The organism is Streptosporangium nanhuense (genome assembly GCF_059358815.1).
Genome location: NZ_JCADBG010000017.1, coordinates 148,557 through 166,329, shown reverse-complemented (window position 1 = coordinate 166,329; position 17,773 = coordinate 148,557). Strand labels below are relative to the sequence as shown.

Genomic DNA, 17,773 nt, shown 5'->3' with positions numbered 1-17,773 from the left:
CTCAGGGCCTTCTGGGCATGAACTCGCCCGGGCTCTCGCGAACCCGGTCTCCGGGCGGGGCGGGCGCGGCCTCAGGTGAACATGCGCCAGGCGGCGGGCATGACCGTCCAGCCGCGCCGGGTGATCCGGCCGGTCAGCTCGCCGTCGGCGTTCACCGGGACGGGGCCGCCCTCCACCGTCACCTCCCTGCCGCGAGTGGTGATCACGTCGCGCAGGTCGGGATGGGTTCCCTTGCGCAGTCGCAGGGCGTAGACGAACCTGTCCAGCGGGCCCGTCGTCAGCGAGACGACGACGTCGGCCATGCCGTCGTCGGGCCTGGCCCGGGGGGCCAGCGGGGTGCCGCCGCCGATGGTGACGCCGTTGCCGATGCCGGCCATGAGCACCGGGCGCCCGTCCCCGAGGGGGCGGCCGTCCACGGTGACGCGCAACCGCCAGCCGGGGCTCCGCAGGCCGGCGAGCAACGCCCCCGCCGCGTAGGCGAGCCGCCCGAGCACCGGCTTGAGCGGCGTGGCCTCCTCGGACGCCTCGGCGCCGATGCCGAGGTGGACCATGTTGACGACGACCCCGCCCTCGTCGTCCACCAGGAGGTCGAGCGGCCGGGGCCGCCCGGCGAGCACGACGCGGGCCGCGACCGGCGGGTCCAGCGGGATGCCCAGGCCGCGGGCGAAGTCGTTGCCGGTGCCCAGCGGGACGAGCCCCACCGTGCGGGTCCCCAGCTCGCCGCGCCGGTGCAGGGTGGCGACCACCACGTGCAGCGTGCCGTCACCGCCCAGCACGACCACGTCCCTGCCGGGACAGGCGTCGAGCATCTCGTCCAGGTCCTTCTCCCCGACGGGGGCCTCGATCACGTCGGCGTCGCCGCCGCGCAGCGTTTCGAGGGCGGCGGTCCTGGCCTCGTCGTCGGCGCTTCCCGCGCTCTCGTTGTAGATCGCCAGCAGCTCGGCCATGTCGTTCCTCCACGTGGTCGTCCCTACGGTCCATGCCCCCGGGAGTCGCGATCACGCCGGTCCCCGCCCATCCGCCACCAGCGCAGGGACACCCAGAGCCCGACCCCGACCCCGATCAGCGCGGCAAGGACGTACACCACGCCGATCGTCGTGTCCGAGGTGTAGCCGTTGCCGGCCACCAGGATGGCCATGAGCAGCGCGGACAGCAGCCCCACGCCCGCGCCTCCCGCGAGGCCGAGCAGGACCACCTTCATGAAGCGTGCCAGGCCGCCCTGGCGGCGGGGCACCGGCGTCATGACGGTCATGATGCGGCTCACGACGAGGGCGGGGTCGTCGTCGACCCCGCCGGCGACGAGCTGGACGGTCACCCCGCCCCGCGCGGGCTCGCTCAGGCAGATCCAGTGGCGTTCCTCCAGGAAGATGGTGGCGCCTCCCGCGCCGGGAACGGTCATCCACAGGAACGGCGTGCCGTCCGGGAACGTCCGCACGCCGTGGCCGGCCTTCGGGGCGTGCACGTCGAGCGCCGCGCCGAGAGCTCGCAGCGCCACCTCCTGGCCGGATCTGCCCACGGCCGCCTCCCTTCCTCATCCCTTCGTGACGCGCGACGCCTCGTCTTCTCGTGGCACACGACGCGACGGTCGCCTCCCGGCAGCGGGGGCCGGGGGGCGCTCGGGGATCGGGGCCGTACGGCGGGATCGCGGGTGCCGTACGACCGATCCCGGGGACCGGGGACCGAGGGCCCCGGCGAGCGGCCGGGCGGGTCTCACACGGCGGACCGGCGAAGAGAGCCGGCCCCGGCGAAGGAGGGGGAGCAGATCTCGTCCAGCACGTCGCGGAGCCGGGCGCGGTCCTTCTGGTCCGCGAGCCGACCGGCGGCGTCGAACCGGTCCGGGGGCGCGGACACGGCCAGCTCCGCGCCGCACACCACCGCACCGGCCGCGCCGAGGGCCCTGCGCAGCTGGATCTGCGTCCACATCCCCTCGTGGGCGCGCGGGCAGGCGGTCACCACGCCCACCGGCTTGCCCACCAGGACCGCGCCGCCGCGCGCGGAGGCGATCCAGTCGAGCGTGTGTCCCAGCTGCGCCGGGAGCGCGCTGTGCGCCGGTGCGGTGATCAGCACGCCGTCGGCGGCGGAGAGGCGGTGCCACAGGTCGGCGACCGGCTTCGGGAGCTCGCCGTCCTCGAAGGACGGCACCTGGTCCAGGCCCCGCCAGAGCTCGAAGTCCACCGTCGCGGGCAGCTCCCGTGCCGCCGCCTCCAGGAGCCTCCAGACGTACGCCCCCGGGCGAAGACTTCCCGCGATCCCAATGATCCTCATCATCCGCCCCATCCCTGTCGCAGTATCGCGACGTCACGAGCGAGAAGATCCCGCCTTCGGTCCCACGGTCGCGGCCGTCAGCGGGGCACTCCCCGAACTCACCGACAAGAACCGCTACTCGCCACCACCGTGACGCGGAGAGAGCGGTCCGCTCGCGGTACCGGCCGGGCCGCCCCGCCCTCGAACCCCGGAACGGCGGTCACGCGTCCGCGAGCCGGCGCCGCGACGACGGTGCCGGCGAACCTCACTCCCCATCACATCCGGGGGCCTGCCCTCAGTGAGGGGGGACGAACATGATCAGGCGTATCGTTCGCGAAAAAAGCGGCTATTTCTCCGTCAAGGGTGGCGAGGGCACCGGGGGAACCGTCTCCTCCCGCGCTACGGAGCCCCCGGGTAGGTGCGGGGAGCCGCCCGGTCGCTGACCCGCTTGAGCTCGAAGAACGTCTCCTCGGTGGCGAGCACCTTGAACGCGTCCCAGAGCCGCCCGGCCCGCTCGCCGGTCGGGATCTCGCTGATGACGGGACCGAACTGCCCGGCGTGACCGTTCACCGAGATGGTCGGGACGCCGATCAGCGACTGCTTCCGCTCCCCCGCGGGCACCGAGGCGTGCGAGGCCTGGATCGCCTCGTCCCAGGTGCCGTCGGTCCGCGCGGCGAGCAGTTCGGCGGGCAGCCCGGCGTCGGCCAGCGCGCCGGCGATCACCGGTTCGAGGGCCTCCATCGCGGCCCGCCAGCTCGCGAGGCCGCCATCTCGCGCCGGCGCCGTGTCGCGGGGCTTGCGGAACAGGCCGTCCTCGCCGTGGTAGCGGGTGCCGAGGGTGGTGTAGAGGTCGCCGACGGCGGCGTCCCCCGCCGCCGCGCGCGCCGCCGCGAACACCCGCATGGTGCCCCGGCCGAGCTCGACGATCTCGCGGTACTCCTCGGACATGTCCTGCTTCTCGTTGAGCACCGCCAGGCTCATCTCCCGCCAGTTGATCGTGATGGGGCGCACCTCGCGCACCTCCAGGATCCAGCGGGAGGTGATCCAGGCCCAGGGGCAGCCGGGATCGAACCAGAAGTCGACCAGATCCTCGCTCATGGAGTCCTCTTTCCTCGGGGGTAGCTCAAGAATGGGACCTCAACCCCGCTCAAGGTCAAGACGGCCGCCCTCCCGTCGTCACACGTGCTGGTCCCGCTCGGAGGACGGCCGGGGGAACGGCGGGCGGGTGCCGGAGGCGAGTGCCCGCACGAGGCGTGGCGCGAGGGCCGCCGCCTGGGCGCGGATCTCCGGGATCGCCGTCGTCTCGTACAGGCTTCCGCGCAGCATGGGGCCCAGCGTGAAGATCCGGTCGTCGGGGGCTCCCCCGGCGTCCAGGACCGCGCCACCGGGAGCGGCGTCCAGCCCGAGCCGCAGCCGGTCGGGCCGGACCACGCCGCCGGCGACGAGCCCGGCGAGGAGGGGGTCGCGGGTGATGTCGGCCCCGGGCCCGGTGGCGTTGACCAGCCAGCCGACGTCGAACTCCCGGACGGCGCCGCCGGTGCCCCCGGCGCCGCCGATGTCGCCGGTGCCGCCGGTGCCGTTGATCCCGTCGGTGCCGTCGGTGCCGCCGGTGGCCACCCGGACGCGCAGCCCGCCGGGGCCGGGCTCGGCCCGGAGCAGCCGGCCGCGGAGCACCCGCAGGCGGCCGGTGGCCCGCAGGTCGGCGATCCTGGCGGCCGTGACGGGCGGGATCCGGTGCCGGTGGACCTCCCAGTAGCGGGCCGCCAGCCCCAGGAACCTCCGCTGGTCGTCCGGGGGGAGCCGGGCCCACAACTCCTGGGCCTGGGGACGCAGGCCGTCGACCACGCCGTACCAGTCGCCCCCGTTCTCCCGTACGGCGAGACGTACGGCGCGGAGCAGGTCGCCGACCCCCAGCGGCCCGTCAGGGACCGCCGTCGGGACCGGGGGCGGCACGGGCCGGGGGTGCGGCCTCGGCAGCAGCGCGTGCCGCGACACCGCGTGGACCACGGTCCCCGGGTGCGCCCGGGTCACGGTGACCGCCACGTCCACCATGGTCAGCCCGGTCCCCAGCACGAGCACCGGCGCGCCGTCGCGGATCCCGGCCAGCGCGTCCGGCGCCCATGGATCGGCGACGTAGCCGGGGCTCGCGGCGTCCACCACCGGCAGCCGGGCGGACCGGGAACGGTTGCCCAGGGCCAGGACGGCGGCCTCGGCGTCGACCCGGCCGCCGCCGGCCAGGTGGACCCGCACCCCCCGGCCCCAGCCCCTGGTCAGGGCGGTCGCCGTGCCCGTCACCTTGCGCACCACGCGAAGGGGCCACTCCTCGGCACCGGCCAGCAGGTCGCGGAGGTAGCGCCCGTACGTCCGCCTCGGCAGGTAGTCGGCGGCCGAGACGTCCAGCCCATCGTCGAGGGCCCAGCGCAGGAAGTGGCCGGGGTCGTCGTCCAGCCCGCTCATCTTGTTCGCGCAGGCGTTGAGGAGGTGGTGCGGATCGGTGGTCGAGTACGCCTGTCCCAGCGCGTGCCGCCCGTACTGGTCGATCAGCACGACCTCCAGCGGCATGGCCCGGGCCCGCGCCTCGCGGAGCAGGTGGACCGCCGCCAGCGTGCCGCTCGCGCCGCCACCCACGACGACGACCGATGATGAACCTGACACGCGCACCAGCATAACCCACTATTCCTGTAGGGTATACCGGATAGCGAGGGCGTGAGCCGTTCCATCCACGATCTTGACGATCGCGGCCGGGCTTCTAGTGCCCCGCCCAGGCGGGCGTCCAGACCTCCCCGCCGGAGCGGCCGGGCCGCCCGGAGCCGAAACGGCCGGAGTGGCCGAAATGGTCGCGCAGCGCGGCGAGCGCGGGGTGCCGGTTGTCGCGGTACCAGGTCAGCGAGTGCGGGTAGACCGGTGTCGGATCACGCACGGCGACGCGTCGCAGGCCGTGGCCGTCAGGCCAGACGAGGCGGGTCCGCTCACCGACGAGCGTCGCCAGCGACCGGGAGCCGGCGATGGTGTCCAGCAGCGGCTCGGTGCCGAAGCCGGGGCCGGTGATCTCGATGGTGAGCCCGAACGCGGCGGCGAGGTCGTCGTAGAAGGCGGCCCACTCGGTCCCGGGGACGAGGCCGGGCATCCAGATCCGGTGCCCGGCGAGCTCGGCGGGCGTGACCGCGCGGGCGCCGACGAGCGCGTGGGCCGGTCCGACGAGGAGCTGGACGGGTTCGTCGAAGACCCGGGCGGCCCCGACGTCGCCGGGCAGCCGCCGGCCGGGCATGGTGACGGCGCGAAAGGACGCGTCGACCGTGCCGGAGCGGACGGCGGCGATGGCCGCGTCCGCGTCGAAGAGGGTCACGACGTCGAGCTCGACCCCGGGGTTCGCGCGATGGAAGTCGCCCAGCAGGGTGGCCGGGGCGAGCCGCCGGCCGATCACGTCGACGCGCAGCGCGCGGCGGCCGGGACGGACGCTGGCGATCGCCCGTTCCTCGGCCCGCAGGAGGTCACGGGCGCAGGGCAGGAACGCCTGCCCGTCGACGGTGAGCCGGGTCCCGCGCGCGGTGCGCGTGAACAGCCGCACACCGAGGTTCCTCTCCAGCGTGGCGATGCGCTTGGAGACGGCCTGCTGGGTGATCGACAGCTCGTCGGCGGCGTCCTGGAACCGCCCCGCCTCCACGGCGGTCACGAAGGTGCGCACGGCGTCGAGATCCACGCCGACGAGGGTAGCCGCACAACGTCCGGTTGTGCCCGCCGGTGGATCGGTTGTTTGATCTCCCCCTCCCCTCGTCGGTTGGATGCCAGTGGCCGGCACGCGGTCGGCCGGGGTGACGGGAGGCGGGCCGGGGATGGCGGGCGGGCGGGCGCTGGGGCGGCGGTTCGGGTGGCTGTGGGCGGCGTACGCGGTCAGCTCCTACGGCACGGGGTTCGGGTTGGGGGCGTTCTCCCTGATCGCGGTCCTCGTGCTGCACGCCGGGCCGGCCCAGGTGGCGCTGCTGTCCGCCGCGGGGCTGGCGGTGGGGGCCCTGATCGCGGTGCCGCTCGGACCGTGGGTGGAGTTCCACCGCAAGCGGCCGGTGATGGTGGCGATGGACCTGGTCAGGTTCGCGGCGTTGACGAGCGTCCCGATCGCGTTCGCGTTCGACCGGCTCGGCTTCGCCCAGTTGCTCGTCGTCGCCGTCGTCGTCGCCGCGGCCAAGATCGCCTTCAACGCGGCCGGTGGCGCGTACCTGAAGGCGCTCCTGCCGCCGGAGGACCTGCTGGTCGCGAACAGCCGGTTCGAGTCCACGACGTGGTCCGCGACCGTGGTCGGACCGCCGCTCGGCGGGGTCGCGATCGGGGTGTTCGGCCCGGTGGCGACGGTGACGGCCGACGCGGTCAGCTACCTGCTGTCGGCGCTGGGCATCCGCGCGATCGGCGGGGACGAGCCGCGCCCCGCACGCGCCGGCGCGACAGGACTGCGCGCCGGCGACCTGCTCGAAGGGTGGCGTCTCATCCTGGGCCACCGGACGCTGCGCCGGTTGTTCCTCAACACGATCCTGGTCAACGGCCTGATCATGGCGACCGAGCCGCTGCTCGCCGTACTCCTGCTCGGCCACCTCGGGTTCGCCCCCTGGCAGTACGGGCTCGCGTTCGCGGTCCCCTGTGTGGGCGGTCTCATCGGGGCGCGGCTGGCGCGCCGGCTCGTGGCGCGGTTCGGGCAGCGAAGGGTGATGCTCGTCGTCGGGACGCTGCGCGCGTGCTGGCCCGTCGGGCTGGCGTTCGTCCAGCCGGGCGTCCCCGGGATCATGCTCGTCATCGCCGTCCAGTTCGGCCTGGTGACCTGCTGCGGCATGTTCAACCCGGTGCTGGCCACCTACCGGCTCGAACACACCGACCCCGGCCGGGTCGCCCGCACCCTGTCCGCGTGGTCGGTCAGCGGCAGCCTCACCATCGCGGCCCTGACCGCCGCGTGGGGCCTGCTGGCCACCGCCACCGGCCCCCGCGTCGCGGTCGCGATCGCCGGAGTCCTCCTCCTGGCCACCCCGCTGCTGCTCCCGCGCCGCGATAACGCGACACCGAGCACGGCACAGGACGCGGCACGCGACGTGGCACGGGACGCGGCGGCCCGGAGCGGCCGGGCGGACCGCGTCAAGCGATGAAAGGCCGATGAGAGGCCACAGACCTGCCCACCGGAGTGCCCCGCGCGGTCTAGCGGTCTATCCGGCCGCCCCGGATCCTCCGGCCGCACCCGCACCCGCACCCGCCGCGGTGAAGCGCACGCGGCGGGGCCCCTCGCCGAGCGGCTCCGGCAACCTCAATGCTCCGGCGCCCGGGGTGATCGCGCCGAGGAGGCGGGGACCGGACGCGCCCGTGCAGCCGGGGACCGTCGCGGGCAGCCCGTGCGCCGTCAGCCAGCCGAAGAGCGAGAAGGCGATCGCCTCCTTGGCGTCGGCGGGAACGCCGAGCTCGTCGCTCGGCACGATGCGCGCGTCCCCCGCCCGCGCGGCCAGCATGGCCATCAGCACCGGGTTGCGCACCCCTCCCCCGGAGACGACCACCGTCTCCAGCCGGTGGCGCCGGATCTCCGCCGCGACGGTCTCGGCGGTGAGCGCGGCCAGCGTCGCCAGCAGGTCGGGCAGGGCCGGTTCGTACGGCGCCGCCCTGGCCTCCAGGTATCCGGGGTGGAACAGCTCCTTGCCGGTGCTCTTCGGCGGCGGCGCCCGGTAGTACGGCTCGGCCAGCAGGTCCGCCAGCAGTTCCTCGTGCACCTCCCCCGAGGCGGCGAGGCGGCCGTCCTCGTCGTAGGGCGCGCCCGTGGCAGCCGACACCGCCGCGTCCATCAGCGCCGACGCCGGGCCGGTGTCGTAGGCCGTCCCGGCGTCGCGCACGGTCAGGTTCGCGATCCCGCCGAGGTTGAGCGCGCCGCTCGGCCCCGGCAGCCCGGCCAGGAGCAGCAGGTCGAGGTAGGAGACCAGCGGCGCGCCCTGCCCTCCGGCGGCCACGTCCCTGGCCCGCAGGTCGGAGACCACCGGCACGCCGGTCCGCTCGGCGATCCAGGCGGGCTGGCCCAGCTGCAGCGTGCCGCGCACCCGGCCGTCCTGCACCCAGTGGAACATCGTCTGCCCGTGCGAGCAGATGAGGTCGACCGGCCCGCACGCCTCGGCGGCGTCGGCGAACGCCTGGCCGATCAGGGTGTCGAGCCGGCACACCTCGGCCATGTCGGCCCGGTTCGGCGGCAGCGCCCCGGCGACGCGCTCGCGAAGCCCTCCCTCGTACGGCCGCGTGCCGGTGTGCTCGACGGCACCGGTGAGCACGTCGCCGTCCGGGGACCAGTCCACGATCGCGCTGTCGATCCCGTCGTGGGACGTTCCCGACATCAACCCCAGCACGCGCATGGCTCCCCCTCGCCTGACATCCCCCTGGCCGTCACCGCGCGCGGCGGCCGGTACTGGGCGGGCTCAGGCGGCCGGCCCGGTCGACGGCCACCACGTGGTAGTACGCACCCGCGGCGCCCCCAGCGCCCGCCGGGTCCGTCCAGCGCAGGTCGCGGCGCGCGGGGACGACCGCGACCAGGTGGCGGGCGTCGTCGAGATCCCCCGGTCCGGCCGGCCGGTCGAGCCGGAAGATCGCGTACTGGAACGGGACGTCGCGGCCGGTGGCCAGGACGCGCAGCTCGACGCCGTCGCGGACCCGGCGCGCCAGGAGGAGGAGCGGGCGGGCGGGGGCCCGGCCCGAGGCGAGCCTGGGCAGCAGCGGGGTCAGCGCGGGGCGGGTGTAGTGGCCGGTCACCACGGCGCTGATCGAGCCGATCCGGTCGTCGCGGACGTCGCCGGAGTTGTACCAGATGTCGCCGCCGACCTCGGGGTGGTCCTCGTTGAGGGTCAGGTGCCTGCTGAGCTCGTCGGGCCTGGCCCACTCGGCGGGCTGGCCCGCCGCCCCGGCCTTGTAGGCCGCCTGGCCGATCCACAGCTGGGTGCCCGTGCCCGCCGCCACGCCGGACCACCAGGGGACCAGCTTGGCGTAGTCGGCGTTGGACTGGCCGATGTACCAGTAGAGCTGCGGCGCGACGTAGTCGAGCCAGCCCTTCCTGACCCAGCCGCGCGTGTCGGCGTGCAGGTTGTCGTAGGACTGGCCGCCGCCGGTCTCCGAGCCCAGGGGGTCGGTGGCCCGGTTGCGCCAGATGCCCGAGGGGCTGATGCCCCAGGCGATCTCGGGCTTGACCCGCCGCACCCGCCGCTGCGTCTCCCGTACGAGGAGGTCGACGTTCTCGCGCCGCCAGGCCGCGAGGTCGGGGAAGCCCGCGCCGTGGCGGGCGTAGGCCTCGCTGTCGTCGAAGGCGGTGGTGTTGACCGGGTAGAAGTAGTCGTCGAAGTGCAGGCCGTCGATGTCGTACCTGGTGACCGCGTCCATCATCGCGTCCTGCACGAACGCGCGGACCTCGGGCATGCCGGGGTTGTAGTAGAGCTTGCCGCCGTAGGAGACGATCCAGTCGGGGTGCCTGCGGCCGGGGTGGTCGGGGTGCAGCAGGGCCGGGTCGGCCTGCATCGACACCCGGTAGGGGTTGAACCAGGCGTGGAAGGCGAGGCCCCGCCGGTGCGTCTCCGCCACCATGAAGGCCAGCGGGTCGTAGCCGGGGTCGCGCCCCTGGACGCCGGTCAGATACTGCGACCAGGGCTCGTACGGGGAGGGCCAGAAGGCGTCGGCGGTGGGCCGGATCTGCACGAACACCGCGTTGAGGCCGCGGGCCCGCGCCAGGTCGAGCCAGCCGACGTACTCGGCCCTCTGTTGCTCGGCGCTCAGCCCCGCCCTCGACGGCCAGTTGATGTTGGCGACCGAGGCGATCCACATGCCGCGCATCTGGCGCAGCGGCGGCACCCGCCCCACCCCCGGGAAACCCTCGCGGGAGATCCCGGAGGCGCTCTCGCGGAAGGTCCCGGAGAGGCCCCCGTGCGAGGCCCCGGAGAGGCCTGCGTGCGAGGGCCCCGAGTGGGCGGAGGCCGGGGTCCGGACGGACAGGGGCACGGCGGTGGCCGCGACGGCGAGGGCGAGGCCGCGCAGGACGGCTCGCCGGCTGGATGAGCTCATGCGGACTCCAGGGGTGTTCGGCCCGGGGCCGGAGCCGGGGTCGGGGGCCTGGGGCCGCCGCCCGGGCACCGCCGGGCCGCGCGAGGGCGGGCACCGGGGCGGGCACGAAGGCGAACATGAGGACGGACGCGAAGCGGGCACGACGGCGGACGTGAGGACGGGCGCGGGAAGGGCGGGTGCGGGAAGGGCGGGTGCGGGAACGACCGCGGGACCGGCACGGGTTCACAAGATCACAAGATCGTGAATTCACAGGATCACGAGGTCACGGGTTCTCGATCGAGAGAATGACAGAAAGCTACTTCGAAGGCAATGATAATGAAGAAAATTGTCATTGATGTGTAATCTGCCTTGAGACACCTCCCTCCGCCGACCTGTCAGAAGACGCCTGCCTCGATCGAGAGGGTGACCGCATGTCCCATCGCAGCCCCGACCTGGCCCGGTTGGCCATGACCGTCCTCCAGCCGGGTTTCGACGGCACCGAGCCGCCCGGGTGGCTGCTCCGCGCGCTCGGCGACGAGGGCCTCGGCGGGACCGTGCTGTTCGCCCGCAACCTCGACGGCCTCGGCCACACCGCCGACCTGGTCGCCCGGCTGCGCGCGGAGAACCCCGCCGCGGTGATCGCGGTGGACGAGGAGGGCGGCTCCGTCACCCGCCTGCAGGCCGCGCGGGGCAGCTCGTGGCCGGGCAACCGGGCGCTGGGCGTGGGCGACGACGTCGAGGCGACCGGGCTGGTCGCCCGGGAGATCGGCCGCCTCCTCGCCTCGGCCGACATCACCCTCGACTACGCCCCGGTGGCGGACGTCAACGCCAACCCGGCCAACCCGGTGATCGGCGTCCGCTCCTTCGGCGCCGACCCCGAGCTGGTCTCCCGGCACACCGCCGCCTGGATCTCCGGGCTCCAGGGGGCAGGGGTGGCCGCCTGCGCCAAGCACTTCCCCGGCCACGGCGACACCCACACCGACTCCCACCACGCCCTGCCGACCCTGCACGCCTCCTCCCGGCTCCTCGCCGAGCGTGACCTGCCGCCCTTCCGTACGGCGGTGGCCGCCGGGGTCCGGGCCGTCATGTGCGGGCACCTGCTGATCCCGGCCCTCGATCCGGAGAACCCCGCGACGCTGAGCAGGCGGATCACGACCGGGCTGCTCCGCGAGGAGATGGGATTCACCGGGATGATCGTCACCGACGCCATCGAGATGCGCGCCGTCGCGGCCCTCCTGCCGCCCGGGGAGATCGCGGTCCGCGCCCTGGCGGCCGGGGCCGACGCGATCTGCGCGGGCATCTCCGCCCCCGGCGGCGAGAACGTCCACGAGCTGCGCGACGCCATCGTGGACGCCGTACGGGAGGGCAGGCTCGGCGAGGAGCGGCTCGCCGAGGCCGCCTCCCGCGTGCTCGCCCTGTCCGGCTGGTACGCCTCGGACGCCGCGGCACGGGCGCGGGCCGCGGGGAGCGCCGCCCGGGGCTCGGGGCACGAGGGCGAGGAGCTGGGCCTGCGGACCGCCCGCGCGGCCATCCGCGTGACCGCCACAAGCGCCCCCGCAGCGCTCTCCGGGCCGCCGCTGGTCGTCGACATCGCCCCCCGGCTGAGCGAGGCGGTCGAGCCGGGCCTGCTCACCGGCCTCATCGGCGCCCTCACCGAGCTGCTGCCGGGCACCGTCGGCCATGTCGTCACCGTGGAGAGGCCCGAGCTGCCCAACCTGGGCGACGAGGGCCGCCCGCTGGTGATGGTGGTGCACGACGCCAGGCGCCACCCCTGGGTGGGCGAGCTGCTGGCGCGGGCCGTCGCGCTGCGCCCCGACGCCGTGGTGGTCGAGACCGGGATGCCCGGCGAACCCTCCGGCGCCGTGTACGTGACCACGAACGGCATCTCCCGGGCTTCGGCCCGCGCCGTGGCCCGCTGGTTGACCGGTGACCAATAGGCTGTTTCATGACATGAAAGGCGCTCAATGAACGTCCTCGATGGCCCCACCCCCGTGAACCTGGTGGCCACGGTGAGGGCCGTCCTTCCCTCCCTCACCCCCGCGGCTCAGTCCATCGCCCGTCTCATCCTCGACGACCCAGGCGTGGTGGCCCGCAGCACCATCACCGAGTTCAGCGCGGCCTCCGGCACCAGCGAGGCCACGATCGTGCGCACCGCCAGGGCCCTGGGCTTCGCCGGGTACTCCCAGCTGCGCTTCGCCCTGGCCGCGGCGGTGGCAAGGGAGGAGCCCGAGCGGCTCGTCCCCGGTGACCTCGGCCCCGACGACCCGCTGACCGACGTGATCGCGAAGGTGGCCAGGGCCGAGTCGGAGGCGCTGGCCGACACCGCGGCACAGCTCAACCCCGACCGGCTGGGCATGGTGGTGGAGGCGGTGGCCGGGGCGCGCAACGTCGCCGTCTACGGGGTCGGCGCCTCCGGGCTGGTGGCGGCCGACATGGCGCAGAAGCTGATGCGGATCGGCCTGCCCGGCCACGCCTACACCGACGCGCACCTCGCGCTGACCAGCGCGGCGCTGGTACGCGACGACGACGTCGTGGTGGCGGTGAGCTGCACAGGCGAGACCCCCGACGTGCTGGCGCCGATGCGCGTCGCGCGGCGGGCGGGCGCGACCACGGTGGCCATCACCAACAACCCCCGCTCCTCCCTGGCCGGGCTCGCCGACCACGTCCTGGTCTCGGCGGGCCGCGAGACCGCCTTCCGCCCGGGGGCGCTGGCCAGCCGGATCAGCCAGCTCCTGATCGTCGACTGCATCTTCGTCGGCATCGCCCAGCGCACCTTCGAGACCTCGGACGCGGCGCTGAGGGCCACCAGGGACGCCATAGACGGCTTCAGGACCGACTACCGCCGCCGGAGCAGGTCCTCCTAGCTCCCCGGCCGCCTCACCCGCCGGCCGGGAGACCGCCGGCGAGGTTTCCCCGCGCGCTCGGGAAACCCTCCGCTGACGGCGTACGACCGTGGCGTGCGACTGACGGCGCGCGGCCGACGACCGGTGGCCGACGGTGTACGACGCCTCCGGCCGAAGTCCGGCAGGATCTTCGGTCTTCAGTCGTCGGGGTTGTAGTCGTCGCTCGAATCGTCGTCGGACGGCACTTCCTCCCCCTGTATCTGCTTCCATTCCTGGAAGGCCGTGCTCCCTCGGGGCTTCTTCGTCGCCGGCCCCTCCTCGTCGCTCTCGCGGCCCCGTTTCAACGTCTCCTCGTCGGACTCGGGCTCGGACTCGGACTCGGACTCGGTCCTGGGAGCGTGCCTGAATTCCAGTCCCTCCTCGTCCTCGCTCGACACGTAGCCGGTCTCGCTCATGGCGCCGCCGTGGTCGAAGCTCATGATCGCCTTGACGAGGGCCTTCCGCTGGAGCTCGTCGTCGATGGCGGCGGCGAGGGCGACGTCCTCCCTGGTCTTCGGGTTGGCGGGGACGCCGAGGATCGCCCTGAGCAGTGCCGGGGCGACGAGGGCCGGGGAGACCGGCCAGGCGTAGGTGGTGAGGTGGGTTCCGGTGACGTCGAGCCGGATACCCTCCCCTTGCATGGCCAGTATCCCCAGGTAGCACTTGAGGCAGCACAGCTTGGAGATGCCGATGGCGATCACGATCGTGTCCAGCAGGTGCAGCGCGTCCCGGCCCGCCCCTTCGCGGGCTCGGGCGCGGTTCTGGAGGAGCTGGGTGGCGGCCTGCATCTCGGTGTGCACCTTGCGGCCCTCACCGTCGAGGTTGTAGGTCTCCTCGTGCGCGCGGATCTTGAGCTCGGTCCACTTCTGCTGCAGTTCGGTGAGGAAGCGCACGGCCTTGAGCAGGCGCCGCTCCGCCATGTGCAGGTCGCCGCCGCTCCCCGACCGGTCGTCGAAGCTGGATTTGCTCAGGAGGTCCCACAGCTCGTCGAACTCCCGGTTGAGGTCGTCCATGCCCGCCTCGTCCTGGGCCTGGCCGGCCTCGACGAGCCGCTTCAGGTGCTCGCCCATCCGGTCGTCGGGGTTGTTCGCCCAGATGTGCAGCTCGCCCTCGGTGTGGGCCACCGCGACGCATTCGCGGGCGTCGTCCAGGTGGGCGAGCACCCACGCCAGCCGGTCCAGGGCCCGCTGCGTCGCCAGGTTCTGGTCCGTGGCGATGCGATTGCGGTATTTCGCGCTCCACCCCTTCCTGCCGCCGACGTCGTCAATGATCCCGTTCTTGATGTCCTTCATCTTGTCCGCGAGCCGCTTGTGCACGGCCTTCTTGATCTGTTCCTCCTTGGCGGCGCGAAGCCCTCTCGTGCTCTCGTCCGGCATGGTGAACGAGAGCGTGGCCGTGTCCAGCTGGAGCAGCGGGTTCACCTCGGTCGCCGCCAGCCTGAAGTCGGCCAGCAGGATCGCCTGCCGCTCCTCGTTCTGGGTGAGGTCAGCGATCTCATCCAGGAGCAGGGGGTGGGTGAGCTGATCCCGCTGCGCCGCCAGCCGCGCCAGGATCTCGCCGGGACCGGCGTCCGGCAGGCCCACCGCCAGCCCGACGGCCTGCCACAGCTCGGGGTGGAGCGGGAGGGGGAACTGCCGGACCAGGTGCAGGACGTGGAACGGCGACGTGTACTCCCCGACACGGTGGAACCAGAGGAAGAAGTGCGCGATCCTCGCACGCGTGGACAGTCCCGCGCTCTCCGGACGCAGGAATCCGTCCATCGCGTCCCTGACCCGCGTGCTGACGGTCCGGAGGGCCGCGAACTCCTCGTACGTCATGGACTCGAACAGCGCCCTCGCCATGTTCCCGTCACGCAGCAAGGTGAGAAGCCGCTGCTCCGCGGTCGCGCTGTCCAGGTTGGGCCACCCGTCTCCGGGGGCCTGGGGGGGCCGGGGGTCCTGAGGATTTCGAGGGTCCTGGGAGTCCTCGGAGTTCGAGGAGTTCGAGGAGTTCGAGGAGTTCGATCGCCTGTCCTTGCGCAGCCCGGCCCCGGAGTCGCCGGCCGCCGGGGCGGACGACGCCTGGTCCTTCTTCTCCTCGGAGGACGAGGGCTTCGGGGAGCCGTTCTCGTCGCTCATCGTCCCGTCGTCGTCGCCGGTGGGCTGCCCGACCTTCTGCTTCTTCCTGACGGAGCCGCTCTTCTTGGACTGCATCGAACCTCCCGCTTCCGGGAAACGATCCGCTACGGACGCCGGCCGTATGGGCCGGCGTCCGTGGCGACGTTCCGTAGTGCCGACTTGTCACCGTCGAGGGCGAGCCCCCGGGCCGTCGCGCCTCGCCCGGTGACGCCGGGGCCGGGGTGGACGGGTGCCCGCCGCCCCGGCGTCCCCGAACGGCGGGCGGCAGACCGTCACCATCGTCGCCCTCCCGGAACCGGAAGTCGAGATCACCGGGAGCCTTTCGCGGCCGGGCGGGGACCGGCTCAGGACAGGCGCAGGGCCTCGGCGGCGACCGCGTGGCGCAGGTCGCGGATGCCCGCGCGGCCGCGCAGGGGGTGGACGTTGTTGGTCAGCAGGACGACGGTGAGCGCCCGCCCGGGATCGACGACGAGCGAGGTGCCGGTGAAGCCGGAGTGGCCGTAGGCGTCGGCCAGCGGGCCGACGATCGCCGGGTCGCCGATCCGCACGCCCAGGCCGTGGCGGAAGTCCGCGCCCCTGACGCCGTGGTCACGGGTGATCTCGGCGACCGCGCCGGGGCCCAGGACCGGCGCTCCCCCGGTGCGCAGCGCCTCGGCGAAGCGTACGAGGTCGCCGGCGGTGGAGAAGACCCCGGCGTGCCCGGCGACCCCGCCCAGGCCGTGCGCGGTCTCGTCGTGGACCTCGCCGCGCACGCATCCGGGCCCCGGGCGTTCGGGCTTGTGCTCGGTGGCCACGATCCGGGGCAGCAGGGACGCGGCGGGGCGGTAGCCGGTGTCGGTCAGGCCCAGCGGGTCGACGACCCGGGCTCGGGCGAGCTCGTCCAGGGAGGCGCGACCGGCGATCTCCGCCACCCGGCCCGCCGTGATCAGCCCGACGTCGGAGTAGAGGTAGCGCTCGCCCGCGGGGCCGACCGGCGGTGTCGAGAGGATCCGCTCCATCCGCGTGGCGTGGATCTCCGGGCCGTCGCCGGGGATCTCCTCGTGGGCCCTGCGTCCCGGCGGCAGTCCCGCGGTGTGGGTGAGCAGGTGCCGCAGGGTGACCTCGGGGGCGCCGCCGTAGCAGCCGGGCAGCCTGGCCGCGACGGGCTCGTCCAGGTCGAGAAGGCCGTCCTCGGCCAGTGACAGGATGACGGCCGTGGTGAAGAGCTTGGTGATCGAGGCGAGGTCGAAGATCGAGTCATGGAGGGCGGGTGGCCGGTCCCCGGCGAGCTCCTCCGAGGCCGACGAGTAGCGTACGGCCTCCCCCACCGCGGCGGCGGCCACCGTGACCCCGCCCACGGCGATCGCGGCCACCGCCGCCGAGCAGACGCGCGGCACCGCCGCCCCGAGGATCCCGGCGAGCCCGGCGCTCTCCCCCGAGCCGGGATCCGGGTCGGAAGCCTCGGCCGGAGGTTCAGGCACCCCTGGCCTGTCCCGCCGCCTCCAGTGCCGTCTCAAGGTCGCCGTGCCGCTCCAGCAGGATCCGGGCGCCGGCGGCGTCGAGGCCGTGCTCGATCATCAGTACCGCGACCTTCACGTGCCATCCGGCGGCCTCCAGGGCGGAACGGGCGGCGGACAGGGCCGCCCCGGTGATGTCGCTGACCATCCTGGCGGCCCGGTCGGCCAGCTTGGAGTTCATCGCCGACACCTCGATCATGGTGTTGCCGTAGGTACGGCCCAGCTTGACCATCGTGATCGTGGAGATCATGTTGAGGACCAGCTTCTGCGCGGTCCCCGCCTTGAGCCTGGTGGAGCCGGTCACCACCTCCGGGCCGACGATCACCTCGATGGGGTGCCGGGCCGCGGCCGACAGCGGGGTCGCGGCGTTGCACGACAGTGCCACGGTCAGGGCGCCCCGGCGGTCCGCCTCGGCGAGCGCGCCGAGCACGAAGGGCGCGCGCCCGCTGGCGGAGACGCCCACCACCGCGTCGAGCTCGCCCACTCCCCGTTCCGCGAGGGCGGCCGCTCCCCCGGCCTGGTCGTCCTCCGCGCCCTCGACCGAACGGGTCAGCGCGGGGGTGCCGCCCGCGATGACACCCTGGACGAGCTCGGGGTCGGTACCGAAGGTCGGCGGGCATTCCGAGGCGTCCAGCACGGCCAGCCGGCCCGACGTCCCCGCGCCCACGTAGAACAGGCGGCCCCCCGACTTCATCCGGGCCACGATCGCGTCCACCGCCGCCGAGATCTCCGGGATCGCCTCGGCCACCGCGGCGGGCACCGCGGTGTCCGCCGCGTTCATCAGCCGGGCCACCTGGTCGGTGGGAAGGCGGTCGATCCGGCTGTAGCGCGGATCGCTCTGCTCGGTGGAAAGCGTGGACAGTGTGGCAAGTTGATCACTCATGACGTCCCATGTCGTTAGTTTTCCTGATCTCACTACCGCTAAGTAGATGATCTTCTGACGCTGAGGGCGCTACGGGCACCTACCCGGTGGGAGCCCGCCCATCGGCCCGCCCTCGCGGGC

General features: G+C 73.9%; 14 protein-coding genes. 3 read left to right on the top strand and 11 right to left on the bottom strand.

Going from position 1 to position 17,773, the window contains the following annotated elements:
- Nucleotides 1-71: 71 nt before the first annotated feature.
- The 6 genes from AC5L38_RS29650 to AC5L38_RS29625 all read right to left on the bottom strand — a co-directional run bounded on the left by AC5L38_RS29650 (nt 72) and on the right by AC5L38_RS29625 (nt 5,944).
- The gene (locus AC5L38_RS29650; RefSeq protein WP_495246120.1) at nt 72-947 is read right to left on the bottom strand and encodes a diacylglycerol/lipid kinase family protein; all 876 of its coding nucleotides are present in this window, start codon (nt 945-947) and stop codon (nt 72-74) included.
- A gap of 23 nt (nt 948-970) precedes the next feature.
- Entirely contained in the window at nt 971-1,516 is a 546-nt protein-coding gene (locus tag AC5L38_RS29645; protein WP_495246119.1) for a hypothetical protein, read from the bottom strand.
- Nucleotides 1,517-1,710: 194 nt separating this feature from the next.
- Nucleotides 1,711-2,268, bottom strand: coding sequence for an NADPH-dependent FMN reductase (locus AC5L38_RS29640; RefSeq protein WP_495246118.1), 558 nt, complete (start codon nt 2,266-2,268; stop codon nt 1,711-1,713).
- 375 nt (nt 2,269-2,643) lie between these two features.
- Nucleotides 2,644-3,342, bottom strand: a complete 699-nt coding sequence (locus tag AC5L38_RS29635) for a mycothiol-dependent nitroreductase Rv2466c family protein (RefSeq protein WP_495246117.1) — start codon at nt 3,340-3,342, stop codon at nt 2,644-2,646.
- A 78-nt stretch (nt 3,343-3,420) separates the two neighbouring features.
- Nucleotides 3,421-4,899 (bottom strand): FAD/NAD(P)-binding protein, encoded by a 1,479-nt coding sequence (locus tag AC5L38_RS29630; protein ID WP_495246116.1) that lies wholly within the window; start codon nt 4,897-4,899, stop codon nt 3,421-3,423.
- A 94-nt stretch (nt 4,900-4,993) separates the two neighbouring features.
- The gene (locus tag AC5L38_RS29625) at nt 4,994-5,944 is read right to left on the bottom strand and encodes a LysR family transcriptional regulator (RefSeq protein ID WP_495246115.1); all 951 of its coding nucleotides are present in this window, start codon (nt 5,942-5,944) and stop codon (nt 4,994-4,996) included.
- 82 nt (nt 5,945-6,026) lie between these two features.
- Here AC5L38_RS29625 and AC5L38_RS29620 point away from each other — a divergent pair, with 82 nt between their 5' ends.
- Nucleotides 6,027-7,370 (top strand): MFS transporter, encoded by a 1,344-nt coding sequence (locus tag AC5L38_RS29620; protein WP_495246114.1) that lies wholly within the window; start codon nt 6,027-6,029, stop codon nt 7,368-7,370.
- Nucleotides 7,371-7,427: 57 nt separating this feature from the next.
- Here the strand turns inward: AC5L38_RS29620 and AC5L38_RS29615 are convergent, their stop codons facing one another.
- Entirely contained in the window at nt 7,428-8,606 is a 1,179-nt protein-coding gene (locus AC5L38_RS29615; RefSeq protein WP_495246113.1) for an anhydro-N-acetylmuramic acid kinase, read from the bottom strand.
- Nucleotides 8,607-8,637: 31 nt separating this feature from the next.
- Entirely contained in the window at nt 8,638-10,296 is a 1,659-nt protein-coding gene (locus AC5L38_RS29610) for a glycoside hydrolase family 10-like protein (RefSeq protein ID WP_495246112.1), read from the bottom strand.
- 410 nt (nt 10,297-10,706) lie between these two features.
- On the opposite strand from AC5L38_RS29610, the gene AC5L38_RS29605 reads away from it, so the two are divergent.
- Both AC5L38_RS29605 and AC5L38_RS29600 read left to right on the top strand, forming a co-directional pair.
- Nucleotides 10,707-12,212 carry a glycoside hydrolase family 3 protein gene (locus tag AC5L38_RS29605; protein ID WP_495246111.1) on the top strand — a complete coding sequence of 502 codons (1,506 nt, stop codon included), beginning with the start codon at nt 10,707-10,709 and terminating at the stop codon, nt 12,210-12,212.
- Nucleotides 12,213-12,239: 27 nt separating this feature from the next.
- Nucleotides 12,240-13,139: a MurR/RpiR family transcriptional regulator gene (locus AC5L38_RS29600; RefSeq protein WP_495246110.1), complete on the top strand. Its 900-nt coding sequence runs from the start codon at nt 12,240-12,242 to the stop codon at nt 13,137-13,139.
- A gap of 176 nt (nt 13,140-13,315) precedes the next feature.
- Here the strand turns inward: AC5L38_RS29600 and AC5L38_RS29595 are convergent, their stop codons facing one another.
- The 3 genes from AC5L38_RS29595 to murQ all read right to left on the bottom strand — a co-directional run bounded on the left by AC5L38_RS29595 (nt 13,316) and on the right by murQ (nt 17,653).
- Entirely contained in the window at nt 13,316-15,349 is a 2,034-nt protein-coding gene (locus AC5L38_RS29595) for a hypothetical protein (protein ID WP_495246109.1), read from the bottom strand.
- Between the two features lie 269 nt (nt 15,350-15,618).
- On the bottom strand, nt 15,619-16,734 hold the full coding sequence (locus AC5L38_RS29590) for a serine hydrolase domain-containing protein (protein ID WP_495246108.1): 1,116 nt from the start codon (nt 16,732-16,734) through the stop codon (nt 15,619-15,621).
- The gene (gene murQ, locus AC5L38_RS29585; protein WP_495246107.1) at nt 16,727-17,653 is read right to left on the bottom strand and encodes an N-acetylmuramic acid 6-phosphate etherase; all 927 of its coding nucleotides are present in this window, start codon (nt 17,651-17,653) and stop codon (nt 16,727-16,729) included. Before murQ ends, AC5L38_RS29590 begins: the two co-directional genes overlap by 8 nt.
- Nucleotides 17,654-17,773 lie beyond the last annotated feature (120 nt).

Excerpts from the sequence above, each read along its gene's own strand:
- AC5L38_RS29610 (WP_495246112.1), bottom strand. The coding sequence starts at position 10,296 with ATGAGCTCATCCAGCCGGCGAGCCGTCCTGCGCGGCCTCGCCCTCGCC.
- AC5L38_RS29605 (WP_495246111.1), top strand. The coding sequence starts at position 10,707 with ATGTCCCATCGCAGCCCCGACCTGGCCCGGTTGGCCATGACCGTCCTC.
- AC5L38_RS29650 (WP_495246120.1), bottom strand. The coding sequence starts at position 947 with ATGGCCGAGCTGCTGGCGATCTACAACGAGAGCGCGGGAAGCGCCGAC.
- AC5L38_RS29635 (WP_495246117.1), bottom strand. The coding sequence starts at position 3,342 with ATGAGCGAGGATCTGGTCGACTTCTGGTTCGATCCCGGCTGCCCCTGG.
- AC5L38_RS29620 (WP_495246114.1), top strand. The coding sequence starts at position 6,027 with ATGCCAGTGGCCGGCACGCGGTCGGCCGGGGTGACGGGAGGCGGGCCG.
- AC5L38_RS29640 (WP_495246118.1), bottom strand. The coding sequence starts at position 2,268 with ATGATGAGGATCATTGGGATCGCGGGAAGTCTTCGCCCGGGGGCGTAC.
- AC5L38_RS29615 (WP_495246113.1), bottom strand. The coding sequence starts at position 8,606 with ATGCGCGTGCTGGGGTTGATGTCGGGAACGTCCCACGACGGGATCGAC.
- AC5L38_RS29600 (WP_495246110.1), top strand. The coding sequence starts at position 12,240 with ATGAACGTCCTCGATGGCCCCACCCCCGTGAACCTGGTGGCCACGGTG.
- murQ (WP_495246107.1), bottom strand. The coding sequence starts at position 17,653 with ATGAGTGATCAACTTGCCACACTGTCCACGCTTTCCACCGAGCAGAGC.
- AC5L38_RS29595 (WP_495246109.1), bottom strand. The coding sequence starts at position 15,349 with ATGCAGTCCAAGAAGAGCGGCTCCGTCAGGAAGAAGCAGAAGGTCGGG.